Origin of the sequence: Telluribacter sp. (assembly GCF_035998675.1) — a bacterium.
Lineage (GTDB): Bacteria > Bacteroidota > Bacteroidia > Cytophagales > Spirosomataceae > Telluribacter.
This window is the reverse complement of the sequence record NZ_DASYHI010000018.1, coordinates 344,906-360,395: the sequence shown is the minus strand read 5'-3', so window position 1 is coordinate 360,395 and position 15,490 is coordinate 344,906. Positions and strand designations below refer to the sequence as shown.

General features: G+C 50.1%; 12 protein-coding genes. 8 read left to right on the top strand and 4 right to left on the bottom strand.

Going from position 1 to position 15,490, the window contains the following annotated elements:
- The first annotated feature begins 177 nt into the window (after positions 1 to 177).
- Complete coding sequence (locus VGN67_RS12180; RefSeq protein ID WP_327487104.1) at positions 178 to 1,098, top strand: hypothetical protein; 921 nt, start codon at positions 178 to 180, stop codon at positions 1,096 to 1,098.
- Positions 1,099 to 1,176: 78 nt separating this feature from the next.
- Here the strand turns inward: VGN67_RS12180 and hemA are convergent, their stop codons facing one another.
- Entirely contained in the window at positions 1,177 to 2,439 is a 1,263-nt protein-coding gene (gene hemA, locus VGN67_RS12175) for a glutamyl-tRNA reductase (protein WP_327487103.1), read from the bottom strand.
- A gap of 285 nt (positions 2,440 to 2,724) precedes the next feature.
- On the opposite strand from hemA, the gene VGN67_RS12170 reads away from it, so the two are divergent.
- The 3 genes from VGN67_RS12170 (at position 2,725) to VGN67_RS12160 (ending at position 6,998) form a co-directional block, all read left to right on the top strand.
- On the top strand, positions 2,725 to 3,990 hold the full coding sequence (locus VGN67_RS12170) for a HAMP domain-containing sensor histidine kinase (RefSeq protein WP_327487102.1): 1,266 nt from the start codon (positions 2,725 to 2,727) through the stop codon (positions 3,988 to 3,990).
- Positions 3,991 to 4,434: 444 nt separating this feature from the next.
- Positions 4,435 to 5,517 (top strand): hypothetical protein, encoded by a 1,083-nt coding sequence (locus tag VGN67_RS12165; protein WP_327487101.1) that lies wholly within the window; start codon positions 4,435 to 4,437, stop codon positions 5,515 to 5,517.
- A 2-nt stretch (positions 5,518 to 5,519) separates the two neighbouring features.
- Positions 5,520 to 6,998, top strand: a complete 1,479-nt coding sequence (locus VGN67_RS12160; protein ID WP_327487100.1) for an MBOAT family O-acyltransferase — start codon at positions 5,520 to 5,522, stop codon at positions 6,996 to 6,998.
- Positions 6,999 to 7,140: 142 nt separating this feature from the next.
- Here the strand turns inward: VGN67_RS12160 and VGN67_RS12155 are convergent, their stop codons facing one another.
- Entirely contained in the window at positions 7,141 to 7,668 is a 528-nt protein-coding gene (locus VGN67_RS12155; RefSeq protein WP_327487099.1) for a hypothetical protein, read from the bottom strand.
- A 134-nt stretch (positions 7,669 to 7,802) separates the two neighbouring features.
- Between VGN67_RS12155 and VGN67_RS12150 the strand changes: the two genes are divergently transcribed.
- Positions 7,803 to 8,855, top strand: a complete 1,053-nt coding sequence (locus VGN67_RS12150) for an acyl transferase (protein ID WP_327487098.1) — start codon at positions 7,803 to 7,805, stop codon at positions 8,853 to 8,855.
- 56 nt (positions 8,856 to 8,911) lie between these two features.
- On the opposite strand, the gene VGN67_RS12145 is transcribed toward VGN67_RS12150, so the two are convergent.
- Together VGN67_RS12145 and VGN67_RS12140 are read right to left on the bottom strand one after the other, a co-directional pair.
- A complete protein-coding gene (locus VGN67_RS12145; protein ID WP_327487097.1) occupies positions 8,912 to 10,075 on the bottom strand; it encodes a sigma-54 dependent transcriptional regulator in 1,164 nt (387 codons plus the stop codon).
- A 303-nt stretch (positions 10,076 to 10,378) separates the two neighbouring features.
- A complete protein-coding gene (locus VGN67_RS12140) occupies positions 10,379 to 11,077 on the bottom strand; it encodes a DsbA family oxidoreductase (RefSeq protein WP_327487096.1) in 699 nt (232 codons plus the stop codon).
- Between the two features lie 242 nt (positions 11,078 to 11,319).
- Between VGN67_RS12140 and VGN67_RS12135 the strand changes: the two genes are divergently transcribed.
- The 3 genes from VGN67_RS12135 to VGN67_RS12125 all read left to right on the top strand — a co-directional run bounded on the left by VGN67_RS12135 (position 11,320) and on the right by VGN67_RS12125 (position 15,468).
- A complete protein-coding gene (locus VGN67_RS12135) occupies positions 11,320 to 11,919 on the top strand; it encodes a gluconate 2-dehydrogenase subunit 3 family protein (RefSeq protein ID WP_327487095.1) in 600 nt (199 codons plus the stop codon).
- 69 nt (positions 11,920 to 11,988) lie between these two features.
- Positions 11,989 to 13,710, top strand: coding sequence for a GMC family oxidoreductase (locus VGN67_RS12130; protein WP_327487094.1), 1,722 nt, complete (start codon positions 11,989 to 11,991; stop codon positions 13,708 to 13,710).
- Between the two features lie 102 nt (positions 13,711 to 13,812).
- Positions 13,813 to 15,468, top strand: a complete 1,656-nt coding sequence (locus tag VGN67_RS12125; RefSeq protein ID WP_327487093.1) for a CotH kinase family protein — start codon at positions 13,813 to 13,815, stop codon at positions 15,466 to 15,468.
- The last annotated feature ends 22 nt before the right edge of the window (positions 15,469 to 15,490 follow it).

The following is a 15,490-nucleotide window of genomic DNA, read 5'->3' as shown; positions in this document are numbered from 1 at the left end:
GGAAGGGGCACTTTTACTACAATCTATTCGCTTACAGCCGGATAAAAAGCTGCCTCGGGCAGGCAAACCACAATTATCAGGCCATTTTTTGACAAAAAGCACCAACCGAAGCAGGATTTCAGATAACAACTTACCTTTGTTCCAATCTTTACCCTTTTCGCCCAAACCCCTATTCTAATGCTGTACTTTCTGCTGGCTGTTATTTTTACGGTTGCGCTGTATCTCATTATGAGAGCCTACCCCCGCTACAATGTCCAATCCTTTCACGCCATTGTATTTAACTACTACGCCTGCGTAGGTACCGGTTTGCTCCTTATGACCGACTGGGGGCAGTTCAGGGAGGTAGTCTGGACCTCTACTCCCACGCTGCTCACGTTGTCGCTGGGTACTATGTTTGTGGTGGTTTTTGTGCTGATTGGCCAGACCGCCCAAAAGGTAAGCGTGACGGCCACCTCCCTGGCGGGTAATATGTCGCTGGTGATTCCGGTGGTATTTGGCCTTTTTATTTTTCAGAATGCCAATAAGGTATATACGTTCTGGAACTACCTGGGCCTGGTGCTGGCACTGGGTGCGCTGGCGCTGGGTGCCATTCAAAAAAAGGGAAGTACCTCCGCAGCAGAGGCCTCCCATACAACGGCCTCCTACCTGTGGCTGCTCCCCATTCTGGTCTTCCTGGGTAGCGGCACCAACAATACCCTCATCAATTACCTGAGCATGAGCTATTACCGTCCCGAACAAACTACTTTATTCATGATAATTGCCTGCCTGGGGGCCGTACTGGTAGGTACCGTTATTCTTATTTATCGGATTGTACAACAGGGGGAACGCCTTCAGCTCCGCAGCATAGCGGGCGGCCTGCTTTTGGGGGTACCTAATTTCCTGTCGTTGTACTTCCTGCTGAAAGCGCTGGGGGCGTTCGGGAACAGCGCCGCTTTTGTATTTCCTATTTATAATATTCTTACCATGCTGGTATCGTCCGCTACGGCCTGGCTTATTTTTCGTGAGCGCCTCAACGGGCTGAATCGACTGGGGCTGATCCTGGCGGTACTTGCCATTGTGCTTATTTCCTACCAGGAACTGGGTATTCAGCTTGAGTAGCTTTTAAATCGAGCTTTCCTAAACACGAGAGGCCAACCCGCTGGGTTGGCCTCTCTTTATATCTATCCAAACTAGTTATCAGTGCTTTTCTTCCGGCTGCTTTTCCAGGTTGAAGAGGTCATTCAGCACGTCAATCAGGGTTTCGGCTTCGCCGCGCTTGCAGGCGGCTTTGAGCTGCAGTACGGGAAGTTTAATAATTTTCTGCATCATACTGGAAGTAATACGCTCTATTTTGGCCGCTTCCGCTTCGGTCATGCTCTTCATGTAGCGGGCCATTTCTTCCTGGCGAATCTGCTCAAGCGCATTTTTGAGTTTCTGAATGGTCGGCGAAACTACCATCTCCTTCGACCAGTCGTTGAACTCCGTTACCATTTCTTCAATTATGTACTTTACCTGGGGTACGGCCCGCATCCGGCGTACCAGCGCTTCGTCGGCCCGGGTCCGGATAGTATCAATATTATAAAGTACTACGCCAGGTACTTCCTCTACCTCCGGCTCCACGCTGCGTGGTACCGACAGGTCAATGAGGTACTTAAACGTGAGGCCTCCCAGCTTAGTTAACAGTGCTTTGGTGAAGTAAGGCTCATCGCGTACCATAGACGACACAATGACGTCGGCCCGCATGATTTCCAGGTCAATATCTTCGAAATCGGCTACCCGGAAACCATATTCAGCGGACAGGGCGTCGGCTTTGGAGCGGGTGCGGTTGACCAGCGTAATATCGGAACCTACTTTGGTAGCCAGGTTCTTGCATACATCGGTACCTATTTCACCTAAACCTACTACCAGTATTTTGGGGTTTACGGTCAGGGTATCGACCAGTTCAACGGCGGCGTACGATAGCGAAGCGGCTCCGTCCCGGAAAGATGTTTCCTGCGCTACCCGCTTGTTGGCAAAGAAGATGGTATGCATGAGGCGGTGCAGGAATGGCCCGGCCATGTCCATGTCGGCCGACCACTGGTACGACTGCTTGATCTGATTCGGGATTTGCATGTCGCCTACTACCTGCGAGAGCAAACCGGTTGCTACCTCAAACAAATGACGTACGGCCTGGTCGCCGTCAGCAAACTGTTCAAAATACGGCAGGTACTGGCTTACGTCAGTAATGCCGTTCTGAATCAGCAACAGCTTGATAAACTCTTCATTGAGGTTCTCCGAAGAAGAATAATATACTTCAGTCCGGTTACAGGTAGAAACAACCAATACGTCTGATACGTCAAAGAATTCCCTTATACGAAGCATTAAGGCTTTGGCTCCCTCTTCGTTAAGTGCAATTTGCTCCCTGATGGCCAGAGGAGCAATACGATACGATAAACTGACGGATTTGAAGTGATTATACATTATTTACACCTGAATTCTGAAAACAAAAATACGGCACAATCTTCACAATATGAAACGTCAACGGGATTTGATAAGTTTATTTAGAACTATTTTAATTTACATCCCTGACATTTGTACAAATTTCGCGGTTATAGTGAAATGCTAGTATGACGCAGGTCAGTTTTTGGGCTGATTTGGCTACCTCGCCCCTGAATACGCCAATTGCAGTATTTTCGTTTATATTTACAAACAGTATGACTATTAATTAAACAGGATTGGCTGCTGCCCAACCTGCCTAACTACCCCATGAGTACGGCAAACGACGAACAACGCCCCCGCTTTTCCCTGCACCCGGTAGCCCTGCTCAATAGTCTGCGACTTCGCCGCACCCTGCTCGATACCTACGGGCAAAAGAATACGTACAAATTTATTATTGGGCTTAATCTGTTCCTTATAAGCGTCGGGTCGTTGTTTTATACCAATGACCTGGTGTCGAAACTCGAAGAGCGGGAAATGCGGCAGGTAAAGCTTTACGCGGAAGGGCTGCGCTACGCCATTAACAGCGACTTCGACGAAGACTTTAACGTTGTAATGCAGAATATTATTGAAGCCAACTCTTTCTACGAGATTCCGGCTATCTATCTGGATGAAAACAACATGCCTTCGGCCCATAATAATATTTCATTCCCCGAAAACGCCAGTCCCGAAAGCAAAGAGCGGATTTTACAGGAACGCCTTGACCAGATGAAAGAAGAACACGCCGCTATACCCGTGGAACTGGGCGACGGGCGCACCGGCTACGTGTATTACAGCAACTCGTTCCTGCTGACTCAACTTAAGTACTACCCTTACATTCAGCTTTCGGGCCTTTTTATTCTGGGATTTCTGGCTTATCTGGCGTTTAGTTCGGCGCGTCGGGCCGAGCAGAACCGGGTGTGGGTGGGACTGGCCAAAGAAACCGCGCACCAGTTGGGTACCCCGCTGTCGTCGCTGATGGCCTGGATTGAGTACTTCCGCTCCGATCCGGATTTTGATCCGGCCATTGCCGAAGAACTGGAAAAAGATGTTCAACGCCTTGAAATGATTACGACCCGCTTCTCCAACATCGGGTCAGTACCGGCGCTGAAAGAAGAGAACATTGCCCAGGTAGTAACCGAATTTATCACCTACCTACAGAAACGCGTTTCCACCAAAGTAGCTTTCCATATTGACAACCAGCTTACCGAAGGGCAGACCGTCCTGGTCAACAGGAATTTGTTTGAGTGGGTGGTAGAGAATATCTGTAAAAACGCCGTGGACGCCATGGCCGGGGTGGGCGAAATCCGGATTTTCCTGATCCCTCACACCCCCCAGCAGGAGGTTATCATTGATATTCAGGATACGGGCAAGGGTATCAGTAGTTCAAACTTACAGAAAATATTCCGTCCGGGCTTTAGTACCAAAAAGCGGGGCTGGGGCCTGGGCCTGACGCTGGCCAAGCGTATCATTGAAAACTACCACAACGGCAAATTATTTGTCAAGAGCTCGGAGCCCGGCAAGGGTACTACCTTCCGGATTGTGCTGCATAAGTAGGTACATATGGCTGGCTATACGCCCTCCATTTCCGGCTGGTCTGTTATTTATTTTTTAGTCTGAAAGTACCTTTGCCTGCCCGCGCACTGGCTCTCCCCTGCCTTTCCGGATGACCGTTTAATAAAATTTTACCGGAAGTATTTGATATAAAACATCTTATCCATAATTTTATTTCTCTATTGCCGCTGGTGTCGCTCTCATAAATCGTTGCGTTTCTTTTTACGTTTACCTGGCTGCGTACCAGGAGCAGGTACTTCTTTGCATTCAGGTTTAATATCATGCTCAGCCGTGAGAGGGATTATCCTTTCGGCTGTTTTGACAGGTCCATTTCAACTAAGATACACTTCATTAATAGGCAGGAATCATCCTGCCGTGGCTGAATCTGTTTTTGGAGTACCCCATATTTTTTCTCATAAGTATTTATTTACCTAAACCGTTTCGCGTATGCACTATTCTCCTTTCGTAAAAGCCGGGCTGCTGGCCCTGGTCGTGCTGATTGGTAGTCTTGTAGGCTGGGAACTCTACCTGCGTAGTCAGGGATTTGAAATCTCCTACAACGACGACGAAGACCTGTGGGCCTACCACCACCAGCAGGTCTATGAGGCCTCAGCTGCCAACCCGGTCCTTGTTGGTTCTTCCCGCTTTAAGTTTGGCCTGGACCTGGCTACCTGGGAGGCCACTTCCGGGGCGGCGCCCACCCAGCTTTCGCTGGTAGGTACTTCGCCCCGACCCTTACTGGCTGATCTGGCCCGTGACAAAAATTTTAAAGGTACCGTACTGGTAGGCGTCACCGAAGGTTTATTTTTTGCACCATCGGGTAGTTATCCCGAGCAGCAGGCCAACAAATGCACGGCCTACTATCCCAAATGGTCCATTGCCCAGCGGACCAGCTTTTTCCTGAACCGGCAACTGGAGTCCCGATTGTTATTCCTGGATGTGGAGCGGTTTAATCTGCGCTCTTTACTAAATCGGGCCGGGGTTGTTAACCGGCCGGGGGTATTTGCTCTGCCTGCTTTTCCGATGAAGTTTGTTACGGATGGATTTAACCGGCAAACCACCATGACTGCGGAGTTCGTGGCTGACACCGCCCTACAGAATGAGCAGAGGGCCATCTGGATGTACGTGTTTACAAAGGCCCCTCAGGCACCCGTGTCCGACAGCTTGCTGACCACTATTTTCGGGGAAGTGAAATCAGATGTTGCCAAGATTCAGAAACGCGGTGGTCAGGTACTTTTTGTCCGTATGCCTTCTAGCGGTGAAGTCTGGGAACTGGAAAAGCAGGTGTTCCCGCGGGAGAAGTACTGGAACCGCTTACTTGCCGAAACCGGCGCACCGGGCATTCATTTCCAGGACTACCCCGAACTCTCTACGCATGAATGTCCGGAATGGTCACACCTGAGTCCGGCCGATGCCCGGACTTTCACGAAGGATTTAATCCGAATAGCCGAGCAGAAAACCGGTTGGCATATCGCGCGTCCGTCCGTTGCTGCGGCTCCTGCCCAAATTTCCACCTTAGCCGTCCGATAATCATGGTTTTCAATTCCTATACCTTCATCGCCTTTATTGGGGTGGTTCTGCTGCTGCACAACGCGCCCCTGCCCTGGAAAGTAAAAAAGCTGAATCTGCTGGTGGCCAGCTACCTTTTTTACGCCGTCTGGAACCCGCCTTTTGTACTGCTCCTGTGGCTTTCGACTATTGTAGACTACCTGGTGGCCCTGGCGCTGGGGCGGGAGGAAAACCCATATAAGCGCAAGGGGCTTTTGGTGCTAAGCCTGGCCATAAACCTGGGTATGCTGGGGTACTTTAAGTACGGGGGCTTTCTGATGGATAACTTCGTGGCGCTGCTTTCGCTGGCGGGTATTACCTACCAGCCCCCCGGGGCGGATATTATCCTGCCGGTGGGTATCTCGTTCTATACGTTCCAGACGCTCTCCTACACGCTGGACGTGTACCGCCGGAAGTTTGCCCCGGAAAAATCTCTGCTCGACTTTTCGCTGTTTGTCACCTTCTTTCCACAACTGGTGGCGGGGCCCATTGTGCGCCCCGGCGAATTGATACCACAGTTCAAAGTACCCCACCGGGCCACCCAAACCCAGCTTATATGGGGCTTGTTCCTGCTCACGCTGGGGCTGTTTATGAAAGTAGGCATTGCCGATGGTATGCTGTCGGAGACGGCTGACTCGGTATTTGGCGTTCCCTTTCCGCTACATCCGCTGGATGCCTGGGCGGGGGTACTTGCTTTTTCCGGCCAGATTTTCTGCGACTTTGCCGGCTATTCAACCTGCGCCATTGGGGTTGCCCTGTGCCTGGGTTTTGTGCTGCCCGACAACTTTCGTTATCCCTACGCCGCCGTAGGCTTTTCCGATTTCTGGCGGCGCTGGCACATTACGCTGTCCACCTGGCTACGCGACTACCTGTACATTCCGCTGGGCGGCAACCGCGTCGGTGCAACCCGGACGTACCTCAACCTGATGATTACGATGTTGCTGGGGGGCTTATGGCACGGTGCCAGCTGGAACTTTGTGGTATGGGGAGCCTTGCACGGGGTTTTTCTGGGAGTAGAAAGGTTATTCAGAGACCGGCCCGCCCGACTTCCCCAAATGCCTCTTGCTACAGAAACGGTTATTACTCAGGCTTCCCTGCTTCCGGCTATTCCATTGAGTCGCTCCGTTTCACGGTTTGGACTGGCCTTGTTGACATTCCTGCTGGTGACCCTCACCTGGGTGTTTTTCCGGGCTCCCGATTTTGGCACTGCCATGCGGTTGTTGCTCTCCATGTTCGGTATGATCCCCGTCCAGATAAAACTCCTGACTACTATCGATATGTACAAGGTACTTGTGGTAACGGTAGGCTTGCTGGGTTGCCACTGGCTCATGCGCGACCGGTCGGTGGTAGCCGTAGCGGAAAAGACGCCCTGGTGGCTGCTGGGACTGGGATGGGCGGCCATGCTGCTGGTGCTGGTACTTACCCAAAAGAGCACGGGCTCGTTTATTTATTTCCAGTTCTGATTCTATCCATATAAGCCTTTGAGCTTTATTATACCTCTTAAATACAAGAAGTACCTGACCGGCTCGATCAGGTACTTCTTGTATTTAACTTCTCTTTGAAAGCTAGCTGTAAGTAGCTACAACAACAGAATGTTCCCTCCCACTAATCCAGCGGAACGGATATGGTATCGGTTTCGATGATATTACTTACCCGAAGGGAGCGGTCACGTACCCGCACCTGGAACTTAAGTACGGTGGGCTGGGCAAATCGGGAGTAGAAAAATATCTGCGAGAAATCAAGTTTTCCTTTGATGGGTCCGGGCTTTCCGTCCCGCTTAAGTACCGGAAAAAACAATTTGCTGGTAACGGCCGTGGGCAGCTCTACAAAGCTTCCCTTTTCCAGGCGCAGGGTTTTTAACTCGTAATTGCCCCAGCCACTGTACTTGGAATTAAGCAGGGTAGTATCGCTTCGCTCTTCGGCTGTTACGCCCAGGTCGCCGTCACCGTCTTCAAAATCAATGGTAATGATCACGGAATCTTTCCGGGCATTGGGGCCGGAAAAGGGATCCGGTACTGTAAACTTGTCTATGCTATTAAAGGCAATAGTGGGGGTTGTATCAAAATCAGGTGTTTCAACACAACTAACCAGGGTCAGAGCGGCAAATAGAAATATGTAAACAGTGTAACGCATAGCGCAGGTGAAATGTCGGTGGTTTAGCTTGTAGTACTAACAGATTCGGCCCTGATAGAGTTTGGAATCTGCTTTTGAAATATCTTTGTATCGGTTAAAGTAATTCGAATACACTACCCACGAAAGTAACAGGATTGGAACTACCACGCAATAGCTCACCCGAAGTTCTTAGAGGGGCTCTACGCCAGCAGGTCCTGGACGTAACGTCGGCCAGCTTCGAGGAAACCGCCCTGCGGGTGTTCAGGTACCAGGCCCGGTACAATCCGGTGTACAATGCTTACCTCTCGCACCTGCGTATCCATCCCGATAGTCCGCAGCGTTTGACGGAGGTTCCTTTTTTACCCATTCAGTTTTTCAAGAACCACACTATCCAAACGGGTCATCCTTCCGGGGCGGCGATCCTGTTTGAAAGCAGCGGTACCACGGGTACTGTTACCAGTCGTCATGCGCTCTACGACACTTCCCTCTACCAGCTCATCAGCGAACGTATTTTTGAACAGTACTACGGGCCGCTGAATAACTTCCACGTACTGGCACTTTTGCCTTCTTATCTTGAACGAAACAATTCATCCCTGGTGTATATGGCGCGGCATTTTATTGAAAAAACCGCCTCCTCCTACTCGGGATTTTATCTTTATGACACCGGGGCTCTAACCCGCCAGTTACGTAGCCTGGCCCGGCTCAGCGATGGGCGCAAGGTACTGGTACTGGGAGTTACGTTTGCCCTGCTCGACTGGGCCGAAAGCCTGCATGACACGGCTTTCCTGCGGGACTTACCCGAGCTAATCGTCATGGAAACCGGTGGCATGAAAGGACGCCGCCGCGAAATGCTCCGGGAAGAAGTACATGACCAGCTTACAAGCCACCTGCCTATCCGCGACATCCATTCTGAATACGGCATGACCGAATTGTTGTCACAAGGGTACTCGCCGGGTCAGGGCCTGTTTCGGAGCGGCTATACCATGCAAATCCTGATTCGGGAAACCAACGATCCTTTTGCAATTAAGGAACAAGGTACCTTTTACCGAACGGGTGGTATTAATGTGGTGGACCTGGCTAATCTGGATTCGTGCAGTTTTATCGAAACCCAGGACCTGGGTCGCCTGGGAACTGAGCCTGGTACCTTCTACGTCATGGGCCGCTTCGACAACTCCGATATCAGAGGCTGTAATCTGATGGCTCTATAAAACAGGATGCCCCAACCTACTGGCCGGAGCTTCCTGTTTTAAATATCTTTCTCAAATTACCCCCCGATATTGGCATAGAGCTTAACGTCATCGAGCGTAATTATGTCGCCGCAAAGAATTACCAGTCGCTCAATTACGTTGCGTAGTTCACGCACGTTACCTGTCCAGGGGAGGGTCTGCAGGTACTGCATGGCCTCCGGCAGGATACGCTTGGGAGCGCTGCCGTACTCTTCGGCAATATCATAAAGAAATTTATCGGACAGCAAAGGAATATCAACCTTACGCTCCGCCAGCGGTGGTACATAGATCAGGATTACGCTCAGGCGGTGAAAAAGGTCCTCCCGAAAATTCCCTTCCTGAATCTCCCGACGCAGGTCCTTGTTGGTAGCTGCTATAACCCGTACGTTTACCTTGATTTCCTTTTCGCCGCCGACGCGGGTAATTTTATTTTCCTGAAGGGCCCGCAGTACCTTGGCCTGGGCCGAAAGGCTCATATCGCCAATTTCGTCCATAAAAATGGCACCTCCATTGGCCTGTTCGAACTTCCCGATACGTTGCTTAATGGCCGAGGTAAAAGCTCCTTTTTCGTGACCGAACAGTTCACTTTCAATAAGTTCGCTGGGTATGGCGGCACAGTTTACTTCAATAAGTGGCATGTGCGCACGCGGGCTTTTACCGTGAATCTGCTTGGCTACCAGCTCTTTTCCGGTACCGTTGGGTCCGGTAATCAAGACCCTGGCCTCCGTTGGGGCTACCCGCTCAATGGACTCTTTCACCCGTCGGATGGGCTCAGAGTCTCCCACTATCTCATTGATCTTATAAATCCGTTTTTTGAGCTGACTGGTTTCGGCCACCAGTTTATACTTCTCGATGGCATTCCGGACACTTACCAGCAGGCGGTTCAGGTCCGGTGGCTTGGTCAGGAAGTCGAAGGCGCCGCGCTTGGTAGCTTCCACGGCATTTTCTACGTTGCCATAGGCCGAAATCATAATAAACTGCGTACTGTGGCCCGAATCGCCCGCTTTCAACAATAGCTCCAGACCGTCCATCTTGGGCATGCTAATATCGCAAAGCGCTACGTGGTACTCATTCGTTTTAATTTTTTCAAGGCCTTCATCCCCGTCCTTGGCCTCATCTACTTCATATCCTTCATATTCCAGAATGTCCCGAAGAGCATCCCGTATGTTCTTTTCATCATCAATGATGATTATTTTAACCATGGTATAGGTGTAAGTAGAGTTACAATGTTTGCGAAAAGTAACGGAAAGTATGGTCTAATTGCAATCAAAAATTATTTTTTTTCGTAACCGGGAAAAACGACTTTGGTCATTTTCCCCAATTTTAGTATAGCTACGTTTATATTCAATTGAATTATTTAAAGCAACAAAAGGGATAGCAAACAAGGTTAAGCGGTGCCCGTAATTTATCCCGATAACTTCTGGAAGTACATAATCTATTACTCCCTTACGAAAAGAGGCACAGGTCGTGCCTCTTTTCGTAGGGGTACTCTTTGGGAAATCCCCTCAGCACCCTTCCGGGCCGCAGGCCTGGCCGCTGATGGCTTCCAGCATTTCGTCCCGAACGGTGGTCAGGGCCTGCACAAATACCTCAGCGGGCTGAGCGCCTGATATACCGTACTTGTTATTCAGGATAAAGAAAGGTACCCCACTTATGCCCAAACTTTGAAAGTGATTCATCTCCTGACGTACCTCGTAGCCAATTGCCTCGTCGGCCAGGATGGTTTCAATTTTCTCCTGATTCCACCCAAATGGGGAGAACAGTTCCGTCAGGACCGCTACATCTCTCAAATCCCGGGCGTCGGTAAAGTAGGCTTTAAAAAGTACCTCTTCGGCTTCGTGCTGAAACCCTTCTTTACCGGCTACCTGGAGAACCTTATGGAGGGGAAATGTATTGATAGCGGCCGAAATCTTATCCAGTTGAAAATCAATACCGGCTTCGTGACCTACATTGGTCAGGTGGGCGAACATCTGCTCGATTTTGGCTTCATTACCGAATTTTTTCAGGAAGTACTCCTTCCGGTCATGCCCCTCGTCCGGAATAGTAGGGTCAAGCTGATAGGGGTGCCAGTTGACCTGTACCTCAGAGCCCTCAGGAAGCTGCTCCAGGGCTTTTTCGAGGCGCCGCTTTCCAACAAAGCACCAGGGGCATACTACATCCGAGACAATATCTATGGTAATGGGTTTAATGAAAGGCTTTATCATAGGTAATAACTTTTTAATGGATTATCTAAAAAAAACAGTCCCGAACCTAAATAAATTCAGCCCCTTGATTTCAGTCTGCCCATAGTTGTTGTGCATTCAACCGGGCAAATATCCAAATAAGAGATATAACCTATCTGATATACAAATATTTCAAAAATAAAGACGTTAATATTTCATTATTTGTACTTAGCAAATGTATTTTTACATTCTGCATTGTTAACCCTTTATATAATTTCATTCAAATGAATAGACGTGATGCTCTTGCCCGTGTGGCGTTTCTAATGGGGGGAACACTCTCGGCTCCCACCATAGTGGCCTTTCTGGAAGGCTGCAAAACTGCCGACGAAACGTCAAAAGCGGCAAATTTTGCGTTTTCGAACGACCAGCTAAACCTTGTTTCAGAAGTTGCTGAAATGATTATTCCCCGAACCAACACCCCCGGTGCTAAGGATGCGAAAGTGGGCGAGTTCATTCAGGTAATGCTCAAAGACTGCTACTATACCAAAGACCAGGAAAAATTCAGCAAAGGACTGGAAAAACTCGGCGACGAGGATTTTATGGACGCTTCGCCCGAAGAACGTACGCAACTACTTACAGCCCTGGAGCAGGAATCAATAAATGAACTGAAACAAATCGGGGAGCAGCGCGCTAAAGCCAAAGAAGCCGGAAAAGTCTTTGAAGAGCCGGGAGTACCTTTCTTCCGACTGATTAAAGAATTGACCTTGCTTGGCTACTTCACCTCGGAGGTAGGCGTTAACCAGGCACTTGCATACGTACCTGTTCCTACCAAATATGAAGGATGCATAGATCTCAAGCCTGGCCAGAAAGCCTGGGCAATGTAAAAAGTAATCATCAGTGAAGAAGGAACCTTTCTGGTTTACTGCCAATCACTCTATCTAACAATACTTCGAATGAATCTTAACATAAAAGCAAAACAACAGGCTACCTACGATGCCATAGTAGTAGGATCAGGAATAAGTGGTGGCTGGGCCGCCAAAGAACTGACTGAAAAGGGCCTGAAAGTGGTCATGCTGGAGCGCGGGCGTGACATTAAGCACGTAGTAGACTACAAAACCGCTACCCTTAACCCCTGGGAGTTTGAGCACCGCGGTCGGGTAAGTACCCTGGCGCGGGAAGAGTACTGGGCCAACTACCGCACCGGCTATACCGCCAATGAGGAACACCGCCACCATTTCGAAAACGACAAGGAACATCCCTACCTCGAAGACCGCCCGTTTGACTGGATCAGAGGGTACCACGTAGGTGGTCGCTCGCTGATGTGGGGACGCCAAAGCTACCGCTGGAACGAGGCCGACTTTGAAGCCAACGCCAAAGACGGTATTTCCATTGACTGGCCCATTCGCTACCAGGATATTGCGCCCTGGTACGACTACGCAGAGCGGTTTGCGGGGATTAGTGGTTCAAGGGACGGACTGGATGTACTGCCCGATGGCCAGTTTCAGCCACCCATGCAGATGAACTGCGTCGAAACCCATCTGAAAGGGACGGTTGAAGGCAAATTTCCGGGACGTCATATCATCATAGGCCGTACAGCTCACCTGACTGCTCCGCAGGAGCACCAGACGGCGCTGGGCCGGGCGGCCTGTCAGTTCCGTAACATGTGTATGCGCGGTTGCCCCTACGGTGGTTATTTCAGTACGCAGGCTGCTACGCTGCCCGCTGCCCAAAAAACCGGCAACCTTACCCTGATTCCTGACGCCATCGTAACTGAGGTAATTTACGACGACAAGGCCGGTAAAGCTACCGGAGTTCGGGTGATTGACCAGAACACCAATGAAACCCGGGAGTACTTTGCCAAGATTATCTTCCTGAATGCCTCCGCCATCGCTTCGGCATCTATAATGCTTAATTCCAAGTCTGACCGCTTCCCCAATGGACTTGGCAATGAAAGCGACCAGTTGGGTCGTAATATCATGGACCACCACCTGGGCGTAGGCGCCGGAGGCGAGTTTGACGGTTTTAAAGACAAGTACTACTTTGGCCGTCGCGCCAACGGTATCTACGTGACCCGCTACCGCAACTGGGGTAACGATAAGCGTGATTACCTGCGGGGCTTTGGGTATCAGGGTAGCGCCAGCCGTGAAGGCTGGGGCCGTGGTGGTTCTATGGAAGGATTCGGCGCTGCTTTCAAAGAAGAAATTTTAAAACCGGGTACGTGGCGTATGAACCTGGGAGGCTTTGGCGAGGTACTACCGCAGGAGAGCAACCGCATGTACCTGCACGGCAGCCAGAAAGACAAGTGGGGCCTGCCGCTGGTGGTATTTGATGCGGCCTACGGCGAAAACGAAAGAAAGATGCGCGTAGACATGATGAATGACGCCGCCGAAATGCTCGAAGCAGCCGGATTCAAGAATGTTAATTCCTACAACGACACCACCAAAAACCTGGGTATCGGTATTCATGAAATGGGTACGGCCCGCATGGGACGTGATCCTAAGACTTCGGTACTTAATGGCAACAACCAGGTATGGGGTGCCGAAAACGTATACGTAACGGATGGCGCCTTCATGACGTCGGCCTCCTGCGTGAACCCTTCACTTACTTATATGGCCATGACAGCCCGCGCGGCTGACCATGCCGTGAAGGAGCTGAAGAAGCAGAACCTGACCTAGATTACCAGCCTATCCACTACTAAAAAACCTCCTTCCTGACTACAGGAGGAGGTTTTTTTATTAACTTACTACTTTATTTCCACCAACGGTTAGCCAGAGCCTATGAAAAAAAGATTTTTACTGAGCATAGTCGTCTGTTTCCTTTCTATAGGCTCCGGGAGTTACGCGGGGGCCCAACAACTCGACTCCTCTAACCTGCCTATTTTGCTGATAGACACGCATGGTCAGGAAATTCCCAATGAACCCAAGATTGTAGCTTCCCTGAAACTTATTGACAATGGCGTCGGAAAACCTAATTCCCCCACTGACCGGCCGGCTTATGAAGGTAAAATAGGAATAGAGCAACGGGGTTCCTCTTCGCGAATTCTGTTCCCTAAAAAACCCTATGGTTTTGAACTGCGCGATGCCAGGGGCGAAGAAGGAATCAGTGCCTCACTGCTGGGCATACCTGCCGAAGAAGACTGGGTTCTGAACGCCACCTATAACGACAAAACCCTGGTCCGGGAAGTACTTACCTATGGGCTTTACCGGCAGTTTAGCCCCTATTATGCCACCCAAACCCGCTACTGTGAGGTTATCATCAATGGCCGCTATGAGGGGTTGTACATCCTGATGGAAAAAATAAAGCGGGATAAGAATCGGGTCAATATTTCAAACTTAAAAAGCTCAGACACCAGTGGCGATGCCCTGACGGGTGGCTATATTCTGAAGATCGATAAAACCGAAGGTACCCTTTCCCGAACCTGGCAGTCGCCTTATAAGTCGACGATGAATCCTTCGATCTCTATTCCCATTCAGGTGGAATTTCCCAAACTACAGGACCTGACCGAAAACCAGTTCAACTACATAAAAGAATACATTACTAATTTTGAGAATGTACTGAAAAGCGATGACTACCGCGATGAAACCACGGGATACGCCAGGTACATTGATGTAGACTCCTGGGTAGATTACCTGATAATAAATGAGGTGAGCCGTAATATTGACGCTTACCGGCTAAGTACTTTCTTTTACAAAGACCGTGATAGTAAAGGAGGAAAGCTGGTTATGGGGCCTATCTGGGACTATAACCTGGCCTACGGCAATGCCGACTATTGTCAGGGCGAACTTTACCAGGGCTGGGCTTTTGACTTTAATCAGCACTGCCGGGATGACACCTACCAAATTCCCTTCTGGTGGAACAGGTTGCTGATGGACTATAACTTCGCCCGCAAGGTACGGCTACGGTACCAGTCCCTGCGGAAGACTGTACTCAAAACCGACCACATCAACAAGTATATTGATTCAACTATAACCAGCTTGCAGGAAGCTCCCATCCGGAATTTCCAGCGCTGGCCGGTACTTGGGCAGAAATTGTGGCCCAACTATTACGTTGGCAACAACTACCCGGACGAAGTGAACTACCTCAAAGAATGGCTCAACCAAAGGCTGCGCTGGATGGATGATGTACTCCTACAGTTTGGGTCTGACGTGACGGCCAGTACTACCGCCAGCAACAGCCTGCTCCTGACGGTCTCCCCCAACCCCGCTCAAGAGCAGGTGCAGGTAAAGTTTAACCTGCCTAAACCTTCCCAGGTAAAAGTACTGATGATCGATCTTTGGGGCCGAACTACCCTACAGAAAAACCTGGGTACGCTGCCCGCCGGTCTCCATAGCACCGAGCTGGATTTAAAAACTGCCACCGGAGCGCCCGTGCAGGTTGTCACCCTGGAAGCCGATGGGAAAATCATCTCTAGTCAAAAACTAATACAGCAGTAGTGGCCATTACCCTAAGCGCTTT